This window comes from Pantoea leporis (genome assembly GCF_028048155.1).
Classification (GTDB): Bacteria; Pseudomonadota; Gammaproteobacteria; order Enterobacterales; family Enterobacteriaceae; genus Pantoea; species Pantoea leporis.
In genome coordinates this window covers 693,089-718,380 of record NZ_JALMEU010000001.1, presented here as the reverse complement: position 1 = coordinate 718,380, position 25,292 = coordinate 693,089, and the positions used below count along the sequence as shown (strand labels likewise).

The window sequence follows — 25,292 nt, the reverse complement described above, 5'->3', positions numbered from 1 at the left end:
GTTTAGAAGGCGAAGCAGCTGCAGCCGAGCGCGCCCCAGAAGGCGTTCTCTTCCGAAACCGGCAGGTTGGCGCCGCGCGCAATCTCATGAGAATGCGTATGCACGCCGCACGGGCCGCTGCAGTGATGCGCTTGCTGCATCATGCCCACGCGTGTGGTGGCGGTTGGCGGCGCACTGCGATAGTGGCCGGGAACCTTGACCACCGGCGACCATTCCGGCAGCACCGGAATGAGGGGCGGCGCTTCCGAGCTGAAAGCGCCGGCGGCATAAACGATATTTCCGTCCACCACCGTCAGCACCGACTCAATGCCTTTGATCTCCTCTTCAGGCACGCTGAAGTAGTCTTTGCTCAGCACCACCATATCGGCCAGCTGACCGCTTTTAATCTGGCCTTTTTTACCTTGCTCGCTGGAGAACCAGGCGCTGCCCTGCGTCCACAACATCAGCGCCGTATCACGATCGAGGCGCGCGTTGACGTCGTACATCTGCATGCCGCCCACGGTGCGTCCCGAGACCAGCCAGTAAAGCGCGGTCCACGGGTTATAACTGGCCACGCGCGTCGCATCGGTTCCTAAACCCACCGGCACGCCGGTCTCCAGCATGCGCGCCACCGGCGGTGTATGGCGAGTGGCCTCAATGCCGTAACGCTCGGCAAAGTATTCGCCCTGGAACGCCATACGATGCTGTACGGCAATGCCGCCGCCCAGCTCTTTGATGCGGTCAAGGTTACGCTGCGTCACGGTTTCGGCGTGATCGAAGAACCAGTGCAGGCCGTTGAACGGAATGTCGCGGTTCACTTTTTCAAACACATCCAGCATGCGACTGATCGATTCATCGTAAGTGGCGTGCAGGCGGAACGGCCAGCGATGTTCCACCAGATGACGCACCACGCGCTCCAGCTCATCTTCCATGCCGGGCGCCAGATCCGGACGCGGTTCGAGGAAATCTTCGAAATCGGCGGCGGAGAACACCAGCATTTCACCGGCGCCGTTGTGACGGAAATAGTCGCTGCCCTGGCCCGGCGTCAGCATGTCGGTCCACTTTTCGAAGTCTTCCAGCTCGTGGCCCGGACGTTGGGTAAACAGGTTGTAGGCGATACGCAGCGTCATCTGCTTTTTCTCATGCAGCTCGGCAATGACTTCGTAATCTTCGGGATAGTTCTGGAAACCGCCGCCTGCATCAATCGCGCTGGTCAGGCCCAGACGGTTCAACTCGCGCATAAACTGGCGGGTGGAATTGACCTGCTGCTCCAGCGGCAGTTTTGGCCCTTTCGCCAGCGTGGCGTAAAGGATCATGGCGTTCGGGCGCGCAATCAGCATGCCGGTCGGGTTGCCATTGCTGTCGCGCTGGATCTCGCCGCCCGGCGGATTGGGCGTGTCTTTGGTGTAGCCGACGACCTTCAACGCGGCGCGATTGAGCAGGGCACGATCGTACAGATGCAGGATAAACACCGGCGTATCGGGCGCGGCTTCGTTGATCTCATCCAGCGTCGGCATGCGACGCTCGGCAAACTGAAACTCGGTCCAGCCGCCTACCACGCGCACCCACTGGGGTGACGGCGTGCGCAGCGCCTGTTCTCTCAGCATCCGCAACGCATCGGCGATCGAGGGCACGCCTTCCCAGCGCAGTTCGAGGTTGTAATTCAGGCCCCCGCGGATCAGGTGCAGGTGGGAATCATTCAGGCCGGGAATGGCGGTATGGCCTTTGAGGTCAATCACTTTGGTGCCTTCGCAGTGATGCTGCATCACGTCGGCCAGGCTGCCCACTTCGAGAAATTTGCCATCGCGCATCGCCACGGCCTCGGCAATTGGGTTGCCGCGATCGACAGTATGAAATCGCCCATTGGTCAAAATGATGTCTGCTTTGCCTAACGTAACCATAAAAGCTCCTGAATAAGAGGTCCTGCCAATTTCGCAGGTGAAATACTGGGTGGGATTATGTTCAGGCGGTGCGGAAAGCGTCTAGTTATACAAAAGGATAGGTATACCTTCGTATAGTTATACCTATAGATAATGGTTCGTGTGCCCAAAGGTTCTTACACTGCGCCCAGACATTCACCTCAATGGGCATACAAAAATGACAACCAGTAAATTAGAAGTACTGACACCGCATAACTGCCAGATCATCTTCATTGACCAGCAGCCGCAAATGGCGTTTGGCGTGCAGTCCATCGACCGTCAGGTGCTGAAAAATAACGTGGTCGCGTTGGCAAAAGCGGCGAAGGTCTTCAACATTCCTACCGTACTGACCACGGTGGAGACCGAGAGCTTCTCAGGCAACACCTTCCCGGAGCTGCTGGATGTGTTCCCCGGCCAGGACATTCTTGAGCGTACCTCGATGAACTCGTGGGATGACCAGAAAGTGCGTGATGCGCTGGCGGCCAACGGTAAGAAGAAAATTGTGGTTTCCGGTCTGTGGACCGAAGTGTGTAACAACACCTTCGCGCTGTGCGCCATGCTGGAAGGCGACTATGAGATCTACATGGTGGCTGACGCCTCCGGCGGCACCACCAAAGAAGCGCACGACTATGCCATGCAGCGCATGATTCAGGCGGGTGTGATCCCGGTGACCTGGCAGCAGGTGATGCTGGAGTGGCAGCGCGACTGGGCGCACAAAGAGACCTACAACGCGGTGATGGATATCGCGAAAGAGCACTCCGGTGCTTACGGCATCGGCGTTGATTACGCTTACACCATGGTGCACAAAGCGCCATCGCGTCAGAAGAGCGAGCATCGCACGCTGGCACCGGTTGCTGCGCCCGTTCGCTAAATCGTCACCCAGGCGAGCGCTTAGCGGCTCGCCTGTCTCTTTTGCAAGGAGGACCGGTGAGTCCTTTACTGATTTCTCTGGCGGCGGGCGTGTTTATCGGCCTGATTTACGCCTTGCTCAACGTGCGATCGCCGGCGCCACCCGCCGTGGCGCTGGTGGGCTTGCTGGGCATGATCGTGGGCAGTTCGCTGGGCGGAAAATTGACCCATCCGGTGGCCTTCTCCGCGCCTGTCGATAAATCGCCGCGCGCGATGGCCGCGGACAGGCCGCTACCTCCCGCCACGCTCACCGCAAAACAGGCGGGTTGAACATGCTGAAAACCTATGCGATATCGCTCTCCGTCGGTATTTTAGTCGGGATCATTTATGCCGTTATCGACGTCAATTCCCCGGCTCCGCCCGTGATTGCGCTGCTTGGCCTGTTTGGTATGCTGGTCGGCGAACAGATTATCCCGCTGTGTAAGCGCCTGATTAACCGTCAGCCGGTCACGCTGGCCTGGTTTCGTCACGAGTGTGTGCCTAAAATCAGTGGCACGCCGCCGCCCTCGCGTGACAAAACGTCCTGAGGACGCGCCGCAGGCAGTGAATAATAATGAAGGAACACAGCATGCAGCTGTCGCAGCGCATTGTCGTTGTTGATGATGAACGATCTGTTCGCAGTGGTTTGAGCAATCTGCTTCAGTCGGAAGGATACGCAACGCAGGCATTTGAGTCGGCTGAAGCGTTATTAGCGGACGAGACGGCGCTAAAAGACGCTGCGCTGTTTATTATTGATGTTGAGCTCAAAGGCATGTCGGGCTTTGAGTTGTTCCGTGCGCTGGTAGAGCGTCTCGAGAACCCACCCGGAATCATCATCTCCGGCAACGGCGATGAAAATATGCTCTGGTATGCCATCAATCTAGGCGCGATAACCTTTATGCGAAAGCCCATTGATATCGACCTGCTGTTCGAACATATCCGCCTGGCGTTTTCCTCCCAGGCGGCGCGCCAATGAGCACGCTTTTCCTGTCGTTAAATATCTCGGATGACGCGGCGCTGGTGCTGGCGGATGACATCGTTTTCACCCCGCTGGCGCAGGAAGGGCAGGTTGAATGGATCGAATGCCGACACCTGATCTCCGGTGAGCGCTTCGTGCTGGCCACGGCGGCGGCCGAAGAGGCGGTGTTTCAGGTGACGCAACTGCTGAAAAATGAGTATGCGCTGCGCACCTTATTAACGGAAAGCTGGGCGCTAAAACCGTTGCGTCACACCTTATATCAAGGGCGCTACGCCCTGATTTATCCCGCTTTCCGCTACCAAACCCTGGCGGATTATCTGCGCCTGCCAGCGGGTAAAATTCAGAAGTTCATCAGCTGCGCCGTGCTGCTGTGTAACGCGCTCAGCAAGCTGCATCAGCAAGGCTTGGTGCACGGCGACATCAAACCGGCCAATTTCTTCTTCACCGATCAAGGCGACGTGGTGCTGGGCGGCTTTGGCCTGGCGTTTATCGAAGCGGACTCACAGCAGCCGCTGCGCGCCTCGGTGACCGGCGGAACGCTGGCCTACATGTCGCCCGAGCATACCTCGCGCACCGCGCACGCGGTCAGCCAGGTCAGCGATCTCTACAGCCTGGGCATCGTGCTTTACGAATTACTCACCGGCAAGCTTCCCTATGGCAGCGCCGAAGGTGGCGCGGCTGAATGGGTGCACCATCACATTGCCTCCGAAGCGCTGCCGCCGCACCGGCTGCGCAAAGATGTACCGCTGGTGCTCTCATCCCTCATTTTACGCCTGCTAACCAAATCGCCGGAGCAGCGTTATCAAACCGTCGAAGGCGTGCTGGCCGATCTGCGCCGCTGCGAATCCAATTTGATGCCTGACGGCGTGGTTGAATCCTTCGCGCTGGGCTTACAGGATGTGCCGACCTCGACGCTGTTATCCGATGTGCTGTACAGCGACCATGCTCAGGCCAGCGAGATGCTGGCGGCGTTTGATGAGGTGTGCAGCAGCGGGAAACACTGCATGGTGGCGATTGGCGGCGCGCCCGGTGCCGGAAAATCCTCGCTGATTGCCTCGGCGCTTAAAATCCTGCGCGAAAAAAACGCGCTGCTGACGGTGACCAAAGCCGATCAGCACTCGCCCATTCTGCCCTACGCGGTATTCACCTCGGCGTTTCGATCGCTGACGCTGCATCTGCTCGGGTTGCCCGCTGAAGAGATGGCGCGCTGGAAAACACACATCACGCGTCAACTGGGGAATTATGTTGGGCTGGCCGTCAATCTGGTGCCCGAGCTGGGCATCTTGCTCAACCACAAAGCCAGCGTGCAGGCGGATGCGCGCTCGCTGGATGCGCGCAATCGCCTGAATCTGGTGGCCTGCAGCCTGGTGAAAGCCTTTACGGTGCCGGGACGGCCGCTGATCCTGCTGATTGATGATGTGCACTGGGCCGATCAGGCGACTTTGCAGCTGCTGCAGAATCTGCTGCGTTCCAGCGACGATATTCCCTTGTTGCTGGTGATTTCTCATCGCGATCGCGCCTCGTTGCCCTGTCCGACGGTGGTCGCCAGCCTGGATCGGATTCGTGCGGCGGCCACGCGCATTGTGGATGTGACGCCCGAGCCGCTGTCGGTGAAAAATATCGCCAGCTGGCTGGCCGGCATTTTTCACACGCGTAGCGCGGAAACCACCGAGCTTGCGCAGATCATCCATGAAAAAACCGCAGGAAATCCGCTCGCCACGCGTGAGTTTTACCGCCAGGCGGTGCGCGATCACCACATTACGCACGTCGCATCCCATAAATGGACCTACAATCCGCACGCGTTGAGAAACTGCCATTACACCGCGAACGTTGCCGCCAGCGTGCTGCAACAGCTGCAGTTGCTCGCGCTGCCGCTGCGCCAGCTGCTGGGCCGATTGGCCTGCATCGGCAGTAGCGGCGATCTGCCGGTGTTGGCCGGCATCCTCGATACGGCGCTTAGCGCCCTTCGCGCCACGCTGCGCCCTGCGGCTGAGGCCCGGCTGATCTCGCTGACCGATCACAGCTACACCTTTATGCATGACAGCATGCATGAGGCCGCGCTGAAGTTGCTTTCGTCGGCGGCAAAAGATGATTTTCACTTTGCCGCTGCGCGCTATTACATGCAGGCCGCGCGCCAGGATAACGCGCATGCGCTGCTGTTCAGTGCCGCGCATCACACCATCACGTTGCAAAACCGCGCACTTTTAGCGCCTGATGCCGCTGCGTTTAGTCTGCTGTTATTAAACGCTACCCGACGCGCGAAAATTATGGGCGATTACGCTTCCGCGCTGCGTTTCTTACACGCTGCCCGAGCGCTCAACGCAGCGTCAGGCGCGGAGGAGAGCGGCACGTTTTTGTTTGAGCAAGCGGAGTGTGAGTTTTTAAACGGCAACTTATCGGGCGCGCTGGCGTTGAGCTCTGAGATTCTCGCCACGCCCGGTGTGGTCACCGATAAAGCCGAAGCGGCGACGCTAATTGCTGAAATTCATATGCGTCAGTCCGACAGCCAGCTGGCGCTGGAAACCGCGCTGGCCTGGCTGGCGGTGTTTGACATTCATCTGCAGCGCTATCCGGATAAAGCCGAGTGCGATGTCGCCAGGCAACGGTTGAAAAAAGAGGTTGGCAAAAATCCCTATACGCGCTTCCGTTCCCTGGCGCGAGTGACCTGCCATAAAACCGAAGCGGTGATGAATTTGATGGCCAGCGCCAGCACCTTCGCCGCATTTATAAGCCCACGGCTGCAGTTCATCATCCTGTGCAAACTTCTGCATCTGACGATGGAGAAGGGCATCAGCGGTGCCTCAACGCTGGCGCTTGCCTGGTATGGCGTGGTGTGTGGCGATCAGTTCAACGAATACAGCCGAGGATTTGCCAGCGCGCTGCTGGCCCGCGAGCTGGTGTATAAGCACGACTTCGTTAGCTACAAAGCGCGCACGCTGATGCCGCTGGACCAGGTGAGCGTCTGGACCATGCCACTCAGTTACGCCATTGAGTGCGCTAAAGCGACTTTTGATGTGGCGGTTGATATTGGCGATCGCACGTCGGCGTGTCTGGCGCTGCGTCATCTCACCATGAATTGCCTGGCGCGCGGTGACCATCTTGATGGCGTGCATACTTCGATCATGCGCGGCATGGTCTATGTGCGCAAAGCGCAGTATCGCGATGTGGAAGTGATACTCGGCATGCAGTTGGATTACGTGATGTTCCTGCGTAAGCCAGCCGGTGAGACCTTGTCCGGCGATGATTTCCATGCGCCCGCGCTAAATGCGGTGCAACCCGAATACGCCATTGAACCGCTGTTTTTAATGCAGTTCTGGACGCGGCTGTATAAAGGCATGGCGCACTTCTTTGCCGGTGAGTATGCCGCCGCCCAGCGCCAGTTCAGCGACGCCGCACCGCTCACAGACGTGATTCCCGGCCATGTGCATATGCTGGATTTCCATCTCTACAGCGCGCTTTCACTCAGTATACCGCTGCAACCGAATGAGCTTGATGCCACGCAGCGGCAGCAACTGCAGCGCCATCTTGAAAGAATCATCACCTGGGCAACGGATAACCCCGGCACCTTCGCCGACAAAGAGGCGCTACTGCGCGCCGAACTGCTCAGGCTGGAGGATAACAGCGGCGCGGCGCTGGAGCAGTTTGAAAAAGCCATTGAGCTGTCGCGCAAAGGGCAGTTTCATCCGATCAACGGTCTGGCATGCGAACTGGCCGCGCGCTGCGCCAATGCGCGCGGCATGGCGTTCGCCGCCGAGGGCTACATCAAAGGCGCGCTTGCCGCCTGGGATCGCTGGGGCGCGGGCGCCAAGGTGCGTCAGCTTGAAATGCACTATCCGCATCTGGTGGCGCACCCGCCGCAGAGCGCGTTAAACACCGTGACCTTTGAGCAGAGTGCGGCGATCAGCGACCTGCAAAGCCTGGTCACGGCGATGCGCGCGTTGACCGAAGAGATCAATCTTGATCGGCTGATCCATATTTTGATGATGATGTTGGTGGAGCGCGCCGGCGCGCAGCACTGTATTTTGATCCGCCTTATCGACGGCAATGTGCCGGAAATTCAGGCGCGCGCCTCCTCCACGGTGGAAGGCGTCAGAGTCAAAATCGTTAATGAACTGCCGGTGGCGACCGATTTGCCGCTGTCGATTCTCTCGGCGGTGATCCGCACCGGACAGGAAATCCGTACCGGTCGGCCGGAAGTGTTTAGCCCGTTTAGTCAAGATAACTATCTGGTTGCCTCTGGCGCGGCAGTGATGTGTGTGCCGATGTTCCGCCAGGCGCAAATGGTGGGCGTGCTCTATCTGGAAAACCGGCTGATGCCGGATGTTTTCACCGCGGAGCACTCGCGCATTGTCTCGATGTTAGGTGCGCAGGCTGCGGTTTCTCTGGAAACGGCGCGGCTGTATGCCGAGCTGGTGGAGGAGAACATCCAGCGGCGGAAAATTGAAAAACAGCTGCGCGCCAGCCAGACCTCCTTGATGCTGGGTGAAAAAATCAGTAATACCGGTACCTGGCACTGGCATCTTGAGCCGGATATCCAGCTGGTATCGGACGAATATAAACGCATCATGGGGCTGCCCGCCGGGCAGGTGAGCACCTCGATGGCCGAGTTTCAGCGGCGGGTACATCCAGACGATATTCAGTGCCTGAAAGCGCTGATTGAATCCAGCGTGGCGCATGGCGTGAGCATGCAGGCTGAATTTCGTATCATCCGTGATGACGGCGAATGCCGTTATATCAAAGGCATTGGTGAGCCGGTGGAGAACTGGCCGGATGTCGCCGAATATTTCGGCACGCTGACGGATATCACCGCGCAGCGTCAGTCCGAAGATGCCGCCAGAATTGCCCAGGCCGAGCTGGCTCGCGTGGCGCGCGCCACCACGGTAGGACAGCTGACCTCATCGATCGCCCATGAAATCAATCAGCCGCTGATGTCGATTGTGGCCAATGCTGGCGCCAGCCTGCGCTGGTTGAAACGCGATCCGGCTCAGCTGGAGAAAGCCAGTGAAAGCATTGAGGAGATCATTAACGAAGGGCGGCGCGCTGGCGAAATTATTCGCGGCCTGCAGTCACTGACGCGCAATAATGTTGCGGAGTATGCATCGGCCAGGCTGCATCTGCTGGCGCGCGATATTTTAACCTTGTCGCGTCTGGAACTTGAGCGCCGCTCGGTGGCACTTGAACTGGATATTCAAGCGCCATGGGATGAGGTGTTTTGCGAGCGCGTACAGATTCAGCAGGTGCTGCTGAATCTGGTGATTAATGCCATTGAGGCGATGGCGGATAATGGCGGAGCGCGTATTTTGCGGCTCTCATCCTCCAATCCTGACGCGAATCATATTCGTATAGAGGTGGCCGACAACGGCAGCGGATTATCGGCAGAAGTTATCGGCAAGATATTCGACTCTTTCTACACCACCAAAGCGGAAGGAATGGGAATGGGCCTGACCATCAGTAACGAAATCATCAAACGTCATGGTGGTGTGCTGAGTGCGGAAAACCGCCCACAGGGTGGCAGCGTATTCAGTTTTACCATGCCATTAAATCTGGGGAAATAGTTTATCTGATCCTCCCGCGCTATTTCGCGGGAGGAAAATCGGACCGTTATCACTATAACGCGCGCCTTATTCATCTTGCAGTAAATGAAGTTTCTCAGCGGCTCTGACTAATTCTGATACTGAACGCACCGCCATTTTTTCCATTACGCGGCGTTTATGCACTTTTGCCGTAATTTCACTGATGCCCATTTCGGCGGCAATCTGCTTATTTAATAAACCGCGAATGACAAGCAGCATCAATTCCATTTCCCGTGGCGTTAAAGAGTGATAACGCCCGGTGAGTACAACTCTTTCCTGTGCGAGTGCCGCGCTTTTTTCGGCCAGCGCCATGGCAGCGGATACCACTTGTATCAGGTCATCCGGCATCACTGGCTTGGTGAGAAACTCAAAGGCGCCGGCCTTCATCGCGCGGACCGTCAGAGGAATGGTGCCAAAGCCGGTGAGGAAAATGGTGGGAATGGTGTATCCGCGTGCGGTGAGGTCGTGCGAGACATCAAAGCCGTCGAGGCCCGGCATATTCATATCGACAATTAAACAGCTCGGGGTGCGGTAATGCGGCTGATGTAAAAATTCAGCGGGGGAGGTAAAGGTCGAAATCAGATAGCCTTCTGAGCTCAGAAGATTTTGCAGCGCGTTGATGACAGCGGGGTCATCGTCAACAATATAAATCGTTCTATCCATAAAAACTCATTCAGACTCTTACAAGTTCTATTCACTACATGCGCGCTAATATACCCGCAAAATAGTGCTGTAGGAATGGCGAAAAACGGATATGTGAATGTGATTATCTACTGCGCTGTCAGGCCTAAAAAGGGTGAGGATGAAAAGCCATGCACTCACCCGCTATTCTTAAGGTAATAAATGCGTAACCTTAAGGTTCTTCAATTCGCGATACCCTCAAGGTGGTTTGTTCGCCACGCCCATACACTTTTCCACTGACGCGAACTTTATCACTGGCTGAATAGGTTTTCTCTTTGAAGGCCGGCTTCTCAGCATTAATGATAATCGTGCCGGTATCATCGCGGAATTTGTAGCTATCACCTTTCAGCTTTTCAATAATATGGCCTTCGAGCGTGACATAGCCGCCCTGACGGAAATCACGAATACGTGAAATCGGGGTTTGTGCGGTGTCTTCCGATCCTTTATAACCGGCATCCTGATTCTTCTGCGGCGGTGCTGTTTCACCTGATTGGTATCCGCCTTCCGCTGCGCTCACGCCAACGCTGAACATCATGATTACTGAAGCTAAAACAACCTGTTTCATACGCTCTCCATAGATTTTCCTGCTGACACGGTGTTAAGTCTGGCACAAATATGCGCGACTGCACGACAAACGCAGCGGTAATTGAAAAAAGCACAACTGACTTATTTATGCCAGGGTATGTAGACGCGGTTTTTATTTCTTTGGCTAAGCGCGACGTTAAATTAGCGCCGTGCTTATCTGCTCATTCGAATTAAGAGTGCTAGCCACTCAGGAAAATAAATCATGAAAGCTATCGTCTATAACGGGCCTTTTGATGTCTCGGTTAAAAATGTTCCTGATGCAAAAATTGTGCGTCCTACCGATGCGCTTATTCGTATTACCACCACCAATATTTGCGGTTCCGATTTACATATGTACGAGGGGCGCACCAGCTTTGAACAGGGGCGCATCTTTGGTCATGAAAACCTTGGCGAAGTGGTGGAGGTGGGGAGTGGCGTCGAGCGACTTAAGGTTGGCGATTACGTTTGTATGCCGTTCAACGTCGGCTGTGGTTTCTGTGAAAATTGTGAGAGAGGGTTAACCGGTTTCTGTCTGACCGCCAACCCCGGCACCGCAGGTGCGGCCTACGGCTTTGCTGAAATGGGTGAGTGGGAAGGCGGTCAGGCCGAGCTGCTGCGCGTGCCGTTTGCCGATTTTAACTGTTTACTGCTGCCACCGGATGCGGTGGAGAAAGAGGAAGATTATGTGATGCTGTCAGACATTTTCCCCACCGGCTGGCATGCAACCGAGTTGGCAGGCCTGCGACCGGGCGATAGCGTCGCCATCTACGGTGCGGGCCCGGTAGGTTTGATGGCCGCACACTCGGCGATCATCAAAGGCGCGTCGCAGGTGTTTGTGGTGGATACGCATCCCGATCGCCTGGCGTTGGCGGAGCAGATGGGCGCAACGGGCATCAATGCCGTGGGCGACGCAGCGGTGCAGCAAATCCTTGATCTGACGGATGGACGCGGCACGGATTGCGGTTGTGAATGCGTGGGTTATCAATGTTGTAATCAGCATGGACACGAAGATAACAGCGCCACCATGAACAGCCTGGTCGCCTCCACCAAAGCCACCGGCGGCATTGGCGTGGTGGGCGTGTTTATCCCGCAGGATCCCGGCGCGGCCAGCGAGTTAGCCAAAGTGGGTAAAATGCCGTTCGATTTCGGCAGCTTCTGGTTTAAAGGGCAGTCGATCCGTACCGGCCAGGCCAACGTCAAAGCCTATAACCGCCAGCTGGCGCGATTGATTGCCACCGACAAAGCGCATCCGGCGAGCATTATTTCTCATCGACTGTCGCTGGCCGAAGGACCCGAAGCGTACCGCCATTTCGACGATCGTGATGCGGGCTGGACCAAGGTGATTTTGAAACCTTAACGCATTCATAGCGCCTGTTATGCCGCATGATATTTTTGGTCGCCATTAATGGCGACCCTGTGGAGGGTGCGAAAATGATTAAAATAAAGCGCAACGGTATTTATCAGGATTAATCTTATTAATAAAACGTTAAAGCTACCATTCGGTTAAAATATCCTCGCTTTACATTCTCCTCATTAATCTCTTTAAACATCATTTCTAAACCAGACGAAATATAAATGCTTTTATGCTCTACAGTTAATAGGGTCTTAACTGGAGGAGCATGTCACATGTCGAAAGATAAAAAAGAACAGAATTTAACCCACACCGCGCCGCATAAAGGGCCAGAAACCTCTGAGCCAGGATTAGGTGATTTAGCACCGCAAGGCGGTGGACATAAACCTGCCGCTGAACCGACGCCGCCGGGCAAGCAGCCTACCGCGCCCGGCAGCCTGAAAGCGCCCGCCACGCAAAACAGCAAACTTGAGCAGCTCGATGAGTACCGCAAAAATGGCGAAAACGCCGACCTGACCACTAATCAGGGCACCCGCATCGCCAACGATCAGAACTCGCTGCGTGCCGGTTCGCGCGGGCCCACGTTGCTTGAAGACTTCATCATGCGTGAAAAAATCACGCATTTTGACCACGAACGCATTCCTGAGCGTATCGTTCATGCGCGCGGTTCGGCGGCGCACGGCTATTTCCAGCCCTACCGCTCGCTGGAAAAACTGACCAAAGCAGGTTTCCTCAGCGATGCCGAAAAAATCACACCCGTCTTCGTGCGTTTCTCCACCGTGCAGGGTGGCGCAGGATCGGCTGACACCGTGCGCGATATCCGTGGATTCGCCACCAAGTTCTATACCGATGAGGGCGTTTTTGATTTAGTCGGCAACAACACGCCAGTGTTTTTCATTCAGGATGCGCATAAATTCCCGGACTTCGTGCATGCGGTGAAACCCGAGCCGCACAACGAAATCCCGCAGGGGCAGAGCGCGCACGACACCTTCTGGGATTATGTGTCGCTGCAACCTGAAACGCTGCATAACGTCATCTGGGCGATGTCGGATCGCGGTATTCCGCGCAGCTACCGCACCATGGAAGGCTTTGGCATCCATACTTTCCGCCTGATTAACGCTGAGGGTAAAGCCACCTTTGTGCGTTTCCACTGGAAACCGGTGGCGGGCAAAGCCTCGCTGCTGTGGGATGAAGCACAGAAGCTGACCGGCCGCGATCCCGATTTCCATCGTCGCGATCTGTGGGAAGCGATTGAAGCCGGGGACTTCCCGGAATATGAGCTCGGCCTGCAGCTGATCCCGGAAGAGGACGAGTTCAAATTCGATTTCGACATTCTCGATGCCACCAAACTGATCCCTGAAGAGCTGGTGCCGGTCGAACTGGTCGGCAAAATGGTGCTCAACCGTAATCCGGACAACTTCTTTGCCGAGACCGAACAGGTGGCGTTCCATCCGGGCCACATTGTGCCGGGGCTGGACTTCACCAACGATCCGCTGTTGCAGGGCCGTTTGTTCTCCTACACCGATACGCAAATCAGCCGTTTGGGTGGGCCGAACTTCCATGAGATCCCGATCAACCGTCCGGTTTGCCCGTACCACAATTTCCAGCGTCAGGGCATGCATCGCACGGAAATCGATACCAATCCGGCCAACTACGAACCGAACTCCATCAACAACAACTGGCCACGTGAAGTGCCGCCAGCGGCAAAAGAGGGCGGATTCGAGAGCTATCAGGAGCGGGTGGAAGGCAGCAAGGTGCGCGAGCGTAGCCCATCGTTTGGCGAATATTACTCGCAGCCACGGCTGTTTTGGCTGAGCCAGACCGCGGAAGAGCAGCAGCATATCATCGGCGCTTATTCGTTTGAGCTCAGCAAGGTAGCGCGTCCTTACATCCGCGAACGCGTGGTCGATCATCTGCTGCAGATTGACGTCACGCTGGCGCAGGCTGTGGCCACCAATCTGGGGCTGAAGCTGAGTGATGAGCAGCTCAACACCGTTCCGCCGAAAGATGTCAACGGCCTGAAAAAAGATGACAGCCTGAGTCTGTATGCGCAACCGAGCGGCGACATTAAAGGCCGTCAGGTGGCGTTACTGCTGAGTGACGGTGTGAAAGCCGCCGACGTGCTGGCGATTCTGCAGGCGCTGAAAGCGCAGGGCGTGCATGCCAAAATTCTGGCAGCGCATATGGGACAAGTGCTGGCGGATGATGGATCGGTGCTGCCGGTTGATGCCACCTTTACCGGTCTTCCTTCGCTGACCTTTGATGCGGTGATTGTGCCGGATGGCAATATCGATGCGTTGCTGCTGAGCGGTGATGCGCGCTACTTCCTGCTGGAAGCCTACAAGCATCTCAAAGCCATCGGTCTGAGCGGTGATGCACGCCGGTTTAAGGCGCAGTTCAACGTGCAGGACAATGAGGTCGAAGAAGGGCTGGTGGAAGATGTGAAAGCCGAGGGCACCTTTATGGCGGACTTCCTTTCTGTCATGGCATCCCATCGCGTCTGGTCGCGCAGCAAAAAAGCGCTGACCGTCGCAGCCTAATGCGCGGGGCGGAGTTGATTGCTCCGCCCCGTGTTCCCTGCATCTTAGGCAAAAAAAAGCCCGCTCGTAGCGGGCTGGTCGAGATGCATACCGAAGTGATCGTGTAAACGCGTACTGTGTGTTGCTGCCACTTAATGTGGTGGAACCAGACTACAGTAATATTTCGCAACTGGTCATAGGAGTTATCGATGGCCCGAAAAATAACCGCATTCGTCCACTGATGCGTGGTTTACCTGCTTAACTCTGTTGGTGGGGAAGACAGAGGACAACATGCAGTTTAAAAGAAAAATGGATAAGCCGGTTTCTTCTGACGGCGGTTTACTGAAAAGCATTGTGCTCTCTGGACTGCTGCTGTTGATCACCGTAGCCAGTATGAGTATCTGGACCTTGCGTGAAGACTGGCTGGCGACCGTGCGTCAGACCCAGGAATCCGCGATGAATCTGGCGTTATCACAATCGCGTCAGGCGGAAGACACCTTCCTGCAGACCGAGCTTTCGCTACGCCAGGTACAGCGTGATCTGCAGCTACAGCTGGCAACGCGCATTCAGGGCGCTGACCTGAGTAATACCATGCGCGAATTACAGCGCCGCTTACCGCAGTTACACGGCTTGTTCTACTACGATCAAGATGGCAAGTGGATCGCCACCTCCGCCCAACGCGCACCCAACAATATCAATAATTCCGATCGTGAATACTTCACTTTTCAGCGTCATAACCGGCGCAACAGCGTGCATATCGGTCCGGTGATCAACAGCCGCAGCACCGGTGATTTGGTGATCCCCGTTTCCCTGCGTGTCAGTGATGCCAGCGGTGGCTTTAAGGGCGTGTTGCTGGCCACCATCAAGGTCGATTTTTTCCGTCGCTTCTACAGCTATTACGAGCTCGGTGCGCGCGATGTGCTGGTGTTGATGCTGGCTGACAGCACGGTGCTGTACGCGCGTCCGATGCCTGACAGTTACATCGGCAAAAATCTTTCAGCCAGCCCGTTGTTTCAGGAGATGCTGGCGAAAATGGATCGCGGCAGCGGGCAGTGGAAATCGGTGCTGGATGGCCAGGCGCGGATCTTTGGTTTTGCGCGTTCCGATCGCTATCCGATTATCGTCGCCGCCGGTTACAACAGTGACGATCTGTTCCATGTGTGGGTTAACCGTCGGGCGCAGGATATTCTGCTCAGCATTATCCTGCTGCTGACCATCTTGCTGCTCGGCGTCTTCCAGCTGCGTCAGGCGCGTAGCGTGTTGCGCTATCAGCAGGAATTGACTCAGCTGCGCGACGAACTGCACAGCGCCAACCTCGCCCTGAATCAACTCGCGCACGTTGATGGTTTAACCGGTCTGGCGAATCGAAGGGAGTTTGATCGTTTCCTGCATCAAGCGCTGGCCCACGCCGCCGCCAGCGGTAAACCGCTCACGCTGATCATGATGGATATCGATTTCTTCAAGCATTACAACGACACTTACGGCCATATTGCCGGGGATAAGTGCCTGAAAGCGATCGCTGAGGTGCTCGCTTCCGTGGCGGCGCGGCGCTCCGATATCGCCGCGCGCTATGGCGGCGAGGAGTTTGCGCTGATCCTGCCTGATACCCCATTCGATGAGGGCATGACGATTGCGCATCGGGTGGTTGAGGCGGTGCGGATCAGGCAGCTTGTGCATATTTCTTCGCCCAAAGGCCAGGTGACGATCAGTGCCGGCTGCGCCACCACTGCGACGTCTGCCACCCTCAGTGCGGTAAAACTGCTGGAGTACGCCGATCACGCCTTGTACCGGGCAAAGCGTGAAGGGCGTGATGATGTGAAAGGGATTAATATAGATGAATCGCAAGCGTAATTGGCTTATTCCACGGCGGGCAGCTGGTATTTAATATATTGACGCAGCGCCTCGTGCATCTGGCTATTCCTTTCGTCCTCTAAGCCGCGCTCTTCATATTCTTTCGCCAGTTGAATAATCACCTCATCATATTTCCCTTTGAAGGTGATGTTATTTACCGCCACCTGCTTAATCATTAACTCGCGCAAGGCAGCGACTTCAATCTGCAGCTGGTTTACCGTTGCTTCCAGCTCGTTTACGCGTTCTTCATTCGACATAGGTTCTCCGGATGTTATTAAGCTATGGCCGTATCAGGGGCTGAATATCGCATTCGCATGCGTGTAATTCAAGCGCGAAGCGCTTACTTCGCCACTGGCAGATCCGCCAGCCGGGTGGTGTAGGCCGGGGACAGCATCTCGCGCTTCATCGACCAGGGTTTCTGAATGCCTTGCCCGGCAAACCATAACGCACCGCGCTGGTGGGCATTCATCTTGTCGATCAGGGCCATTAATTGGTCACTATTGTGACGCGGCTGATATTCCGCAAACAGATCAAACTGCGCCACGCCATCGCTAAAGAAATCGCCCAGCATGACGCCGCCTTTCATATAACGCTTACCGGGCACCCAGATGCGATCTAAACAGTTGAGCGTGGCCTGAATAATATCGCGGCTGTCAGCGGTGGGCGTAATCAAGGTTTGGCTGGCCGCATTGGCATAATAAGGATGATGCGGATCGTGCGGACTGGTGCGAATAAACGTCCCGATATGACGGCAATATTGCCGCTCGCTGCGCAATTTCTCTGCGGCACGCGCCGCGTAATTGGCAATGGCTTCGCGCATATCCTGATATTCGGTAATGCGATCGCCAAACGAGCGCGAGCAGAGGATATTTTGCCGGTTGGGAATCACCTCTTCAAACGCCAGACAAGACTCGCCACATAATTCACGCACCGTACGCTCCAGCACCACGCCAAAGTGTTTACGGATCAGCGCGGTCGGGGTTTCAGCCAATTGCAGTGCGGTGGTAATGCCCATCAGGTTGAGCTTTTTCGATAAGCGCCGGCCCACGCCCCACACCTCTTCAACCTTGACCAGTTTCATCAACTCGCGCTGACGGTGGGGCAAAGAGAGATCCATCACGTTCTCGGCTTTGGTCCAGCGTTTGGCGGCCCAGTTGGCGAGCTTGGCAAGGGTTTTGGTCGGCGCAATGCCGACACCCACGCGCAAATGGGTGTCCTGATAAATACGGTCGCGAATGTCGCGGCCTAACTGTTCGAATGTCATGCAGGCGTTGATGCCGGTGACGTCAACGAAGGCTTCGTCGATGGAATACTCATCCACGCGCGTGGAGATCAGCGCCAGCGTCTCCATCACGCGGCGCGACATATCGCCATACAACGCATAGTTAGACGAGAACACCACCACTTTGTGGCGCATCAACTCTTCCCGATGTTTGAAGTAGGGCGCGCCCATCTTAATGCCCAGCGCCTTGGCTTCTCTGCTTAGCGAAATAATGCAGCCGTCGTTGTTCGACAGCACCACAATCGGCTTGCCGCGCAGATCCGGGCGAAACACCGTTTCACAGCTGGCGTAAAACGAATTCACATCCACCAGGGCAAACATCAGCGGCCTATGGTTTTAATCACGTGTTTAACGATGCCGAAGACTTCGAACTCATCGGCGTCAGGAATGGCGATCACCGCATGCGCGGTATTCATCGGTTTGAGATGCAGGTAAGGCTGTAACATCAGCTGTTTCACGGTGAACTCGCCGGAAAGCGAAGCCACCACAATGTCACCGTGTTTGGGTTTGAGCGAGCTGTCCACCACCAGCATGTCACCCTCATTGATACCGATGTCGATCATCGAGTCACCGCTGACTCTAATGAAATAGGTTGAACTGGGGTGATCGACTAAAAAGTCGTTGAGGTCGATACGTTGTTCAACGTAGTCCTGCGCCGGGGACGGAAAGCCGCAGGGCACGCGGCTGATGAACAAAGGTAAGGCGAGAATAGCGCGGATTTCCGCGGGCTGATAAAACTGCATGGCTGCGATCTCAAATCGTCACTGTATATGTATACAGTAATGTCGAATAGGCAGTTTGATCAAGCCAGAACCCGTAATGATTTGCAAAACAGTTGGCAACAAAGGAAATTTATTTTGTGCCAAAGGGCTTACCGCTGCGCTTAAATCATCATCCCCATGATCTGCAGGGTGCTCTGCTGTGAAGCGGTGATAAACGGAATGTCTTTGATGTGCTGCATACCAAAGGCTTCGTAAAACTTACGTGCACGCACGTTATCGCCTAACACTTCCAGCCACAGGTAGCCTTCACGCTTGTCGCGCGCCTCATTGATGATGCTCTCGAACATCCAGCGGCCGTAGTTTTTGCCGGTTTCTTCTGGATTGAGGTAGAGCTTGTTGAGCAACGCGCCGCTCATGCCGGAATCCGGCACTGGCGTGTTCCAGGTGACTTTGGCGAAGCCAATCGGCTTGTCGGTCTCGGCGATCAGCCAGCTCTCATTGGGCGCCGCGAGGCTGCTATTCAGCTCTGCCAGACCGTATTCCTTGTCGATAAAGGCATCCAGTTCGTCTGCGGAAACCCACATATGTTTGAAATGCGCACTGTAGGTCATGCGGCCCAGCAGGTGCAGCAGCTCTGCATCCTCTGCCGTGGCTTTGCGTATGGTGAACTCCATGCCAGATTTCCTTGCTTAATGCTTGTTATTAATCACGTCGTCGGTGCGAGCAGAGGCCACCGAAGGGCAGTTACCATAACGTGTTAGTAACAAAAACCCAAGATAACCAGAGCTGTCTGTTAACAAGGTGCCAGGCCGATGATCTATAATGAAGAGTGAGAAGCAAGCGTAAGCCCATATTCTCAGGAGGTAGAAGATGTCAGATTCGCAACCTAAAATTATCGGCGAAGCGGCCTATGCATTACTGGTGCGCCGTGAGGAAGTCAGCGTTTCCTCACTGCTGGCAGAGCTCGCGCGCATGGCGAGAAAAGAGCAAAACAGTCAACAGCAGCAGCGTATTGCCCAGGCGCAGCAATGGTTGCTCACGCACCGTCAACCGGCGGGCAGCGATAATCGCGTCCATTCAGCATTGCGCGGATTGAGTCGCCAGGAAGGCAGTGTCAGAATGCCTTCGGCCGATGCCGACGACAATTGACCATCCCAACCGGCTCACGCGTCGATGACTTTCGGCGCGGAGCGCACAGATTTGGAAATAAAAGCTTTCTAATTGTCCTAATTCACACTTCTTAGCACTTTTTGCAACAAAACCTGCCTGATATCTTGAGTAAGCTCCTTGTACAGCTTTTTGCTATCTGTACAACTTTACTTAGGTCAAATGATCTAACTTTTTCATTTATTGGGGTCAATTATGCGTCAGAACGGATACACGCCGAGTTCAGTCGAGGCCATTGCCAACTATTTCAGCAAAGCGTCGCTGCCATCGCAGCAGGAAACCTTGGGTCAGATCGTGGTTGAAATCTTACGCGAAGGCCGTAACCTCAACCGCAAATCGCTATGCACCAAGCTGCTGCGCAGACTGGAACTGGCCGCCAATGCTGAAGAAGAGCATCACTATCATCAGCTGATTGGCTTGTTATTTGAACGTGAAAGCTGAGAGCCAGTCAGACGTCAAACTTGTACAAGTATTAAAATTTTACTCTGAATACGCTCCCACACTGGTTTCGCCCCGCACCGGGGCGAAGCGGCGGTCAGAGATTCGTTATGAAAATTCGTTATGAATAGAAGTGAACACCAGAAAATAATCGATGAAATTATTGGCGAAGCGGCGCTGGCGCTGTTGCAACGTACGGGCCCGGTCAATACGCAAGCGCTGTTGAATCAGCTGATGCTGATGAAGCAGCAGAGCAATGACGAAGAGCAGCGTGCAGCGATTACTGCCGCCATCACCGATGTACGCAACAGTATTTCGGCGGGAAAAAAGCTGCGCGAAGAGCAGCCGCAAAGCGACAACGTTCTTCAGCTGTTTGGTAACAACCAACAGTCTGGTAACAATCGTAAACATTGACCGATTGGCTCGCATTTAGGCACTGTAAATTCGAGCGTAGATACAATCACGGGACTGGAATCATGTCGGAAAATCACAACCTCTACGCTGCACTGCCTGACACCGAACTGGCAGAGCATTTTCGCAATGCAGACAGTACGTTAAGAAACGAAGCTGCCGTATTGGATAGGGTTATCCGCCACGTGCTGGCCACGGAAGGGCGCGTCAGTAATAAATCGATTATTCTCTGTTTGATTATGGCGCTGGAAACCGCAGAAGGTGATGCTGAAGCTGATGTGCTGCGCAAAACACTGGAAATTGTGGTGGGTTACACGCCTGACGACGCCTGATATTCCTCTCTGTCCCCCGCGCGGGGACAATGAATTAATCCTTTCTGGCGAGAGCTAATCGGCGCTTCGCTTTGCCAATATTAATTCTGTGCAACCAGGTGCGAAACTGTTTTAACTGGACGTGTGAAGCGACATCAGTTGAAAGCGTGCAAATATACAGCTGGCTTTGGGTATGATTATTAGTGCCGGTCGCGTAAATTTCGCTTTTATTATCACGCTGTTGCAGTTCAATTCCCGTGAAGTGTAAATTCCCCCACAGCTGTAAAGTGTCCTCGAACTTTTTAAAGTCCATCATGATGCCCTTATTATTTTGACTTATTATGGAATGTTGCTGGCTCCGTGCAACATAAAGCAATTGCACGATTAAGCCAGCATCTTTGAATAGTAAATTCAGGGATAGTCGCGTTTGGGCGCGGATTTTCGCATCCACTTGCGTTTATTACCGCTTTGCTTATCCATCGCTAATGCGCTGGCGCTGGCCGGATCAAACAGCGACAAACTCTCTATTTGATGCACCATAATCACTTTACGAAACTCAAGGGCACTTTTAGGTGCGGACGAGAAATCAATGTTGTGATTGTGGTACCACAGACTGTAATTATGCTCGATCGCCAGATTGAGCGTGCGTGAATCACGATAGCCGCTCAGCATCGGGATCAACACAATGTTGGCAGTGTTTGGATATTCAAAGGTCGCCGCGTGAATCATGCCGATATAGATACGGCGCGATTTCAGTGTGACCCACGCCAGCTCGCCTTCTTCCATACATTGCAATAGCAACTGTTCAATGCCGTTGGAGCGGGAAAGGCGTTGATACAACTCCTTGCGTCCACCGGCGTTGAGCCGGGCGCTGACCGCCCAGTTGGAGCGATACATACAGAACAGGATGGCAAATGCCAGCATCAGCACCACCGGCGCCTGAATGCCTAAAAAGCTCCACGTCATGAAATCGACGTTCCAGTGCACATTCTCCGCCGAGGTCAGCGCAAACGCATTGTTCACGCCCGATGCGGCCAGCAGAATCAGCCAGATAATCGCGGTGGCCAGCACGCCTTGCAGCACAAATATGCAGCCATACAGCGCAATGAGAAAATAGACATCCCAGCCAAAGGAACGCTTAATTTTTAAACGGCTCGACATGTCGCGGCTGGTATACCAATAGCCGCAAACCATCATCACCATAAATATCGCCGTGCCCATTTAAATATCCTTTAATGTGCTGACATGATGGGCAAAATCGCGCTGCACTTCAGGACTCAACGCATTAACCGAAGCGTTACCATCTTCATCAATAATAATTCTGTCGCCTTCCTCAATCGATTCCTGAATGTCCTGGCGCGTCATGACTTGCACTAATGACTCCGGGCTACCGAACAGGGAAGTTAAAAAACCAAACATCATCAAGCCATCCTTATTATTTATGCCAGCGTCAACTATGGCACATCCCTCAACAACCTAGCCGGGTAACTGAAATGAAAGGGCGTTTTCCGGATTAATCTGCCAGGTCGCCGTTTAGGGCGACCTGTGATAATTACTGATTGGTAAGCGGCGTTTTACTGCCAGGTTCCGCGCCGGTAATCGGATTGGTATCGGGCTGTGAAGCGGTGCGTGTTGCCAGCGTATCCAGATCGCTCAGCTGTTTTGACGGCAGCGTCACGCTGGCGGAGCCATCACCGCCATCCACTGCGGGCTGCGGGTCGGCGACATAGTCGAAGTTCTCATCCGAATTCCAGCTACCGCGAATATCGTCACCCTGAGACATGTTGTAGTAGGTGTGCGCATACTTCTCGATCGGCGGCAGTTTGCCCGGTGGGAAGTTGTTGTGGATGGAGTAGAGCGCTTTTTCAAACGACAGCTGATGCGCCACTTCGCGCGTCATCAGGAAGCCTAGCGCATCTTTCACGCCCACGTCATCGGTGAGGTTGATCAGGCGTTCGTAGAGGATTTTGGCGCGCGCTTCGGCCGCGATGTTGGAGCGCAGATCCGCTGTCACTTCGCCAATGGTATCAATGTAAGCCGCTGTCCAGGGCACGCCCGCGGAGTTGGTTAATGCCGGGCCGCCGCCGTACAGAATCGATGTCAGATGGCTGTCATTGCCCGCGCCGGTAATGGAGCGATAAAGATCGCCTTGCTCTTCGCTGCCTTCCGCCAGTTCGCCTTTGGCACCTTTATTCAGCATGCCAACCAGTGAACCGATAATTTCCAGATGGCTCAACTCTTCAGTCGCGATATCCATCAGCATCTCGCGACGACCCGCATCTTCATCACTTAAACCCTGCATGAAATAGCGCATCGCAGCGGCTAATTCGCCCTGCGGACCACCAAACTGCTCGAGTAATAAATTGGCCAGACCGGGATTGGGCGCATTAACGCGCACGGTATATTGCAACTGCTTTACATGTCGAAACATAGCTCACCTCAAAAAATAAACGGAGAAAGGGAATTAATTCTGATGTTTAAAAATAAATAACGATAAGAAATGGAGGAGGGAAGGAGTGAATTTAGCCTTGTACTCATCAACTGCATGCCGCCTCATTAATACTAAGCGGGCATCCCATTGCTGCAAGCGCACCGGGTTGAATTAATTTTATTTTAATCCGCGAGATAAATATTATTTTAAAGGGTGAATGTTGGCATGAATTAAATGAGCGCGTCGTTCTGGTGCGCATAAATGCGCACTTACAAAACACGTCGGTCGCCATTAATGGCGACCTGGTTAACGCCTAATCAGAACAACTCACGATACAGCGCAGCGATCATCGTCACGCTGCACTCCCGCGGATTGCCCGGCGTACACACATCGGCGAAAGCTGCGGTGGCAAGCGCATCCACATCCTGCTCCTGCATGCCGATATCACGTAGTCTGAGCGGAATACCGATATCGTGGTTTAGGGTGATCACCGCATCAATGGCCAGCGCACGGGCATCGGCTAATGAACAGCTATAGGCACCTTCCATGCCCAGCGCATGGGCGATATCGCGGTACTTCTCGCCGGTATGCTCGGCATTGAACGCCATGATATGCGGCAGCAGAACCGCATTGGCGATGCCGTGCGGCGTGCCATAAAACGCGCCCAGCGGATGCGCCATACCGTGCACCAGACCCAAGCCAACATTCGAGAAGCCCATTCCGGCGATGTACTGACCGAGCGCCATATCCGCCACGCCCGCAGGCACGCCTTTAACCGAATCACGCAGCGAGCGGCCAATAATTTCAATCGCTTTGAGGTGGAACATGTCGGTCAGTTCCCACGCGCCGCGCGTGATGTAGCCTTCAATGGCGTGCGTCAGCGCATCGACGCCGGTCGCCGCTTTCAGGCTGGCGGGCATGCTGGCCATCATGTCGGGATCGATAATGGCAATCGCCGGGATATCGTGCGGGTCGTAGCAGACGAACTTGCGCTTCTTCTCTTCATCGGTGATGACGTAATTGATGGTCACTTCCGCTGCGGTGCCGGAAGTAGTAGGCACCGCAATGATCGGTACGGAGGGATTGCGCGTGGCGGCGCCGCCTTCCAGCATGCGCACGTCACTGAACTCGGGATTGGCAATCATCATGCCGATGGCTTTACAGGTATCCTGCGGCGAGCCGCCGCCCACCGCGATCAGATAATCGGCACCCGAACGACGAAAAGCCTCGACGCCCGCATGCACCACCTCAACGGTAGGATTGGGGATCACCTCATCATAGATGGCGAAACTGAGGTCGTGCTGCGCCAGCAGATCGGTGATGCGGGTGGCGACAGAAAACTTGATCAAATCCTTGTCGGTCACCACCAACGCTTTGTTAAAACCGCGTTTGTGAATCTCATCGACAATAGAATTAATCGCGCCCGCACCGAAATAGGCGGTCTCATTGAGGATCATTCTGTTAATCATATTAATTACCTTCACGTAGATGCCAGATTTAATATTTTTCGATTAAATTCATCAAGATAAGAAGATTTAACCGTATCCAGATTTACGTGGTAATGACGATACAGATATTGCGTTGCCTCAATAAAATCGCGGTTTCCATTGAGTCGAATAAATGGAAGGAATCATGATCCTAAACGCATCGTCTCGGCACGCTTCGCCGTGTCGTAAACATATTGCAGCATCGGTTCCAGGTCGGTGTCGGGCCCGGAGCTGATGATCTTGGCGCGCAGCCACTCAATCTCGCTGGTGATATCCGGTGGGAAAATGGTGTTGTTCTGCGCATTACGCAGCCATTTCAGCAGGAAGTTATTCTTGCCGCGCACGCCGCCAGACTTCTTCGTTTTGGCGTTGATTTTCAGGGCGACCAGAATGCAGTAATAGAAGTGAACGCGTTGGCTGTAGCTTTGCGGGATCATCTTCGCTCACCTGCCGCGACAAGTGAAAAATGTGATGTCGATCGGTTTTCCATTATCCGGATTCCTGCCTGAATGGGTCTAACAGCCGTGATCAATGCCGATCAGGGCGCTATTTCCGCGCTGTAACCGCACGGTAAACGCACCATATGATAATCCTCGCGGCGGATGCAAGTCGGCATAATCCGGGAATTGAGGCGGGAGAAGGGCGTTATCAACGCTAAAAAATAAGCGAAACGGCTGAAAAAGCGCTGAGGCGATTCTTTTGCGGCATAAGCCTTAAAACGGCCACTTATCCTATAGCC

The 25,292-nt window shown here is 54.7% G+C and carries 25 protein-coding genes; 12 read left to right on the top strand and 13 right to left on the bottom strand.

Annotation, left to right across the window (positions count from 1 at the left end):
- Window positions 1-2 precede the first annotated feature (2 nt).
- Window positions 3-1,880, bottom strand: a complete 1,878-nt coding sequence (locus MWH02_RS03355) for an amidohydrolase (protein WP_110865977.1) — start codon at window positions 1,878-1,880, stop codon at window positions 3-5.
- A gap of 196 nt (window positions 1,881-2,076) precedes the next feature.
- Between MWH02_RS03355 and MWH02_RS03350 the strand changes: the two genes are divergently transcribed.
- From MWH02_RS03350 to MWH02_RS03330, 5 genes are read left to right on the top strand one after another with little or no spacing between them, the layout of a single operon-like run.
- Complete coding sequence (locus tag MWH02_RS03350; RefSeq protein WP_101760759.1) at window positions 2,077-2,769, top strand: hydrolase; 693 nt, start codon at window positions 2,077-2,079, stop codon at window positions 2,767-2,769.
- A 56-nt stretch (window positions 2,770-2,825) separates the two neighbouring features.
- Window positions 2,826-3,077: a DUF1427 family protein gene (locus MWH02_RS03345; protein ID WP_110865978.1), complete on the top strand. Its 252-nt coding sequence runs from the start codon at window positions 2,826-2,828 to the stop codon at window positions 3,075-3,077.
- 2 nt (window positions 3,078-3,079) lie between these two features.
- Window positions 3,080-3,334: a XapX domain-containing protein gene (locus MWH02_RS03340; protein WP_271459891.1), complete on the top strand. Its 255-nt coding sequence runs from the start codon at window positions 3,080-3,082 to the stop codon at window positions 3,332-3,334.
- 41 nt (window positions 3,335-3,375) lie between these two features.
- The gene (locus tag MWH02_RS03335) at window positions 3,376-3,762 is read left to right on the top strand and encodes a response regulator (RefSeq protein WP_176970237.1); all 387 of its coding nucleotides are present in this window, start codon (window positions 3,376-3,378) and stop codon (window positions 3,760-3,762) included.
- Complete coding sequence (locus MWH02_RS03330; RefSeq protein WP_271459890.1) at window positions 3,759-9,320, top strand: trifunctional serine/threonine-protein kinase/ATP-binding protein/sensor histidine kinase; 5,562 nt, start codon at window positions 3,759-3,761, stop codon at window positions 9,318-9,320. The genes MWH02_RS03335 and MWH02_RS03330 overlap by 4 nt, the downstream gene beginning before the upstream one ends.
- A 66-nt stretch (window positions 9,321-9,386) precedes the next feature.
- Here MWH02_RS03330 and MWH02_RS03325 read toward each other — a convergent pair whose 3' ends face one another.
- The gene (locus MWH02_RS03325) at window positions 9,387-10,001 is read right to left on the bottom strand and encodes a response regulator transcription factor (RefSeq protein WP_192413569.1); all 615 of its coding nucleotides are present in this window, start codon (window positions 9,999-10,001) and stop codon (window positions 9,387-9,389) included.
- A gap of 190 nt (window positions 10,002-10,191) precedes the next feature.
- Window positions 10,192-10,584 (bottom strand): YgiW/YdeI family stress tolerance OB fold protein, encoded by a 393-nt coding sequence (locus MWH02_RS03320; protein WP_101760753.1) that lies wholly within the window; start codon window positions 10,582-10,584, stop codon window positions 10,192-10,194.
- A gap of 222 nt (window positions 10,585-10,806) precedes the next feature.
- Here MWH02_RS03320 and MWH02_RS03315 point away from each other — a divergent pair, with 222 nt between their 5' ends.
- From MWH02_RS03315 to MWH02_RS03305, 3 genes are all read left to right on the top strand, one after another.
- Complete coding sequence (locus MWH02_RS03315) at window positions 10,807-11,940, top strand: glutathione-independent formaldehyde dehydrogenase (RefSeq protein WP_101760752.1); 1,134 nt, start codon at window positions 10,807-10,809, stop codon at window positions 11,938-11,940.
- Window positions 11,941-12,209: 269 nt separating this feature from the next.
- On the top strand, window positions 12,210-14,474 hold the full coding sequence (gene katE / locus MWH02_RS03310; RefSeq protein ID WP_101760751.1) for a catalase HPII: 2,265 nt from the start codon (window positions 12,210-12,212) through the stop codon (window positions 14,472-14,474).
- Window positions 14,475-14,744: 270 nt separating this feature from the next.
- Window positions 14,745-16,304, top strand: coding sequence for a sensor domain-containing diguanylate cyclase (locus MWH02_RS03305; protein ID WP_271459889.1), 1,560 nt, complete (start codon window positions 14,745-14,747; stop codon window positions 16,302-16,304).
- Window positions 16,305-16,309: 5 nt separating this feature from the next.
- Here the strand turns inward: MWH02_RS03305 and MWH02_RS03300 are convergent, their stop codons facing one another.
- The 4 genes from MWH02_RS03300 to MWH02_RS03285 form a co-directional block, all read right to left on the bottom strand.
- On the bottom strand, window positions 16,310-16,561 hold the full coding sequence (locus MWH02_RS03300) for a hypothetical protein (protein ID WP_101760749.1): 252 nt from the start codon (window positions 16,559-16,561) through the stop codon (window positions 16,310-16,312).
- Window positions 16,562-16,644: 83 nt separating this feature from the next.
- Complete coding sequence (gene umuC / locus MWH02_RS03295; RefSeq protein ID WP_110865986.1) at window positions 16,645-17,907, bottom strand: translesion error-prone DNA polymerase V subunit UmuC; 1,263 nt, start codon at window positions 17,905-17,907, stop codon at window positions 16,645-16,647.
- Window positions 17,907-18,329 (bottom strand): translesion error-prone DNA polymerase V autoproteolytic subunit, encoded by a 423-nt coding sequence (umuD, locus tag MWH02_RS03290; RefSeq protein ID WP_101760747.1) that lies wholly within the window; start codon window positions 18,327-18,329, stop codon window positions 17,907-17,909. Before umuD ends, umuC begins: the two co-directional genes overlap by 1 nt.
- A gap of 140 nt (window positions 18,330-18,469) precedes the next feature.
- The gene (locus tag MWH02_RS03285; protein ID WP_101760746.1) at window positions 18,470-18,982 is read right to left on the bottom strand and encodes a GNAT family N-acetyltransferase; all 513 of its coding nucleotides are present in this window, start codon (window positions 18,980-18,982) and stop codon (window positions 18,470-18,472) included.
- Between the two features lie 196 nt (window positions 18,983-19,178).
- Here MWH02_RS03285 and MWH02_RS03280 point away from each other — a divergent pair, with 196 nt between their 5' ends.
- The 4 genes from MWH02_RS03280 to MWH02_RS03265 all read left to right on the top strand — a co-directional run bounded on the left by MWH02_RS03280 (window position 19,179) and on the right by MWH02_RS03265 (window position 20,656).
- The gene (locus tag MWH02_RS03280) at window positions 19,179-19,457 is read left to right on the top strand and encodes a hypothetical protein (protein WP_101760745.1); all 279 of its coding nucleotides are present in this window, start codon (window positions 19,179-19,181) and stop codon (window positions 19,455-19,457) included.
- A gap of 213 nt (window positions 19,458-19,670) precedes the next feature.
- Window positions 19,671-19,916 (top strand): regulatory protein YcgZ, encoded by a 246-nt coding sequence (gene ycgZ / locus MWH02_RS03275; protein ID WP_007891089.1) that lies wholly within the window; start codon window positions 19,671-19,673, stop codon window positions 19,914-19,916.
- 120 nt (window positions 19,917-20,036) lie between these two features.
- Window positions 20,037-20,327, top strand: a complete 291-nt coding sequence (locus MWH02_RS03270) for a hypothetical protein (RefSeq protein ID WP_101760744.1) — start codon at window positions 20,037-20,039, stop codon at window positions 20,325-20,327.
- Between the two features lie 62 nt (window positions 20,328-20,389).
- A complete protein-coding gene (locus MWH02_RS03265; protein ID WP_101760743.1) occupies window positions 20,390-20,656 on the top strand; it encodes a biofilm development regulator YmgB/AriR family protein in 267 nt (88 codons plus the stop codon).
- A 34-nt stretch (window positions 20,657-20,690) separates the two neighbouring features.
- Here MWH02_RS03265 and MWH02_RS03260 read toward each other — a convergent pair whose 3' ends face one another.
- From MWH02_RS03260 to MWH02_RS03235, 6 genes are all read right to left on the bottom strand, one after another.
- Window positions 20,691-20,951 carry a hypothetical protein gene (locus MWH02_RS03260; RefSeq protein ID WP_101761031.1) on the bottom strand — a complete coding sequence of 87 codons (261 nt, stop codon included), beginning with the start codon at window positions 20,949-20,951 and terminating at the stop codon, window positions 20,691-20,693.
- Between the two features lie 95 nt (window positions 20,952-21,046).
- On the bottom strand, window positions 21,047-21,856 hold the full coding sequence (locus tag MWH02_RS03255; protein ID WP_101760742.1) for a hypothetical protein: 810 nt from the start codon (window positions 21,854-21,856) through the stop codon (window positions 21,047-21,049).
- Window positions 21,857-22,054, bottom strand: coding sequence for a hypothetical protein (locus tag MWH02_RS03250; protein WP_101761030.1), 198 nt, complete (start codon window positions 22,052-22,054; stop codon window positions 21,857-21,859). It lies immediately after the preceding gene.
- A 133-nt stretch (window positions 22,055-22,187) separates the two neighbouring features.
- A complete protein-coding gene (locus tag MWH02_RS03245) occupies window positions 22,188-23,066 on the bottom strand; it encodes a manganese catalase family protein (protein ID WP_101760741.1) in 879 nt (292 codons plus the stop codon).
- A 317-nt stretch (window positions 23,067-23,383) separates the two neighbouring features.
- Window positions 23,384-24,535: a lactaldehyde reductase gene (gene fucO, locus MWH02_RS03240; protein ID WP_110865988.1), complete on the bottom strand. Its 1,152-nt coding sequence runs from the start codon at window positions 24,533-24,535 to the stop codon at window positions 23,384-23,386.
- A 161-nt stretch (window positions 24,536-24,696) separates the two neighbouring features.
- Window positions 24,697-24,990 (bottom strand): hypothetical protein, encoded by a 294-nt coding sequence (locus tag MWH02_RS03235; RefSeq protein WP_218168224.1) that lies wholly within the window; start codon window positions 24,988-24,990, stop codon window positions 24,697-24,699.
- Window positions 24,991-25,292 lie beyond the last annotated feature (302 nt).

Coding starts and splice junctions, on each gene's coding strand:
- MWH02_RS03300 (WP_101760749.1), bottom strand. CDS start 16,561: ATGTCGAATGAAGAACGCGTAAACGAGCTGGAAGCAACGGTAAACCAG.
- MWH02_RS03340 (WP_271459891.1), top strand. CDS start 3,080: ATGCTGAAAACCTATGCGATATCGCTCTCCGTCGGTATTTTAGTCGGG.
- MWH02_RS03320 (WP_101760753.1), bottom strand. CDS start 10,584: ATGAAACAGGTTGTTTTAGCTTCAGTAATCATGATGTTCAGCGTTGGC.
- MWH02_RS03280 (WP_101760745.1), top strand. CDS start 19,179: ATGTCAGATTCGCAACCTAAAATTATCGGCGAAGCGGCCTATGCATTA.
- MWH02_RS03260 (WP_101761031.1), bottom strand. CDS start 20,951: ATGATGGACTTTAAAAAGTTCGAGGACACTTTACAGCTGTGGGGGAAT.
- MWH02_RS03285 (WP_101760746.1), bottom strand. CDS start 18,982: ATGGAGTTCACCATACGCAAAGCCACGGCAGAGGATGCAGAGCTGCTG.
- MWH02_RS03255 (WP_101760742.1), bottom strand. CDS start 21,856: ATGGGCACGGCGATATTTATGGTGATGATGGTTTGCGGCTATTGGTAT.
- MWH02_RS03325 (WP_192413569.1), bottom strand. CDS start 10,001: ATGGATAGAACGATTTATATTGTTGACGATGACCCCGCTGTCATCAAC.
- fucO (WP_110865988.1), bottom strand. CDS start 24,535: ATGATTAACAGAATGATCCTCAATGAGACCGCCTATTTCGGTGCGGGC.
- MWH02_RS03270 (WP_101760744.1), top strand. CDS start 20,037: ATGAATAGAAGTGAACACCAGAAAATAATCGATGAAATTATTGGCGAA.
- MWH02_RS03250 (WP_101761030.1), bottom strand. CDS start 22,054: ATGTTTGGTTTTTTAACTTCCCTGTTCGGTAGCCCGGAGTCATTAGTG.
- MWH02_RS03315 (WP_101760752.1), top strand. CDS start 10,807: ATGAAAGCTATCGTCTATAACGGGCCTTTTGATGTCTCGGTTAAAAAT.
- MWH02_RS03355 (WP_110865977.1), bottom strand. CDS start 1,880: ATGGTTACGTTAGGCAAAGCAGACATCATTTTGACCAATGGGCGATTT.
- MWH02_RS03330 (WP_271459890.1), top strand. CDS start 3,759: ATGAGCACGCTTTTCCTGTCGTTAAATATCTCGGATGACGCGGCGCTG.
- umuC (WP_110865986.1), bottom strand. CDS start 17,907: ATGTTTGCCCTGGTGGATGTGAATTCGTTTTACGCCAGCTGTGAAACG.
- umuD (WP_101760747.1), bottom strand. CDS start 18,329: ATGCAGTTTTATCAGCCCGCGGAAATCCGCGCTATTCTCGCCTTACCT.
- MWH02_RS03265 (WP_101760743.1), top strand. CDS start 20,390: ATGTCGGAAAATCACAACCTCTACGCTGCACTGCCTGACACCGAACTG.
- MWH02_RS03305 (WP_271459889.1), top strand. CDS start 14,745: ATGCAGTTTAAAAGAAAAATGGATAAGCCGGTTTCTTCTGACGGCGGT.
- MWH02_RS03350 (WP_101760759.1), top strand. CDS start 2,077: ATGACAACCAGTAAATTAGAAGTACTGACACCGCATAACTGCCAGATC.
- MWH02_RS03245 (WP_101760741.1), bottom strand. CDS start 23,066: ATGTTTCGACATGTAAAGCAGTTGCAATATACCGTGCGCGTTAATGCG.
- MWH02_RS03235 (WP_218168224.1), bottom strand. CDS start 24,990: ATGATCCCGCAAAGCTACAGCCAACGCGTTCACTTCTATTACTGCATT.
- ycgZ (WP_007891089.1), top strand. CDS start 19,671: ATGCGTCAGAACGGATACACGCCGAGTTCAGTCGAGGCCATTGCCAAC.
- katE (WP_101760751.1), top strand. CDS start 12,210: ATGTCGAAAGATAAAAAAGAACAGAATTTAACCCACACCGCGCCGCAT.
- MWH02_RS03335 (WP_176970237.1), top strand. CDS start 3,376: ATGCAGCTGTCGCAGCGCATTGTCGTTGTTGATGATGAACGATCTGTT.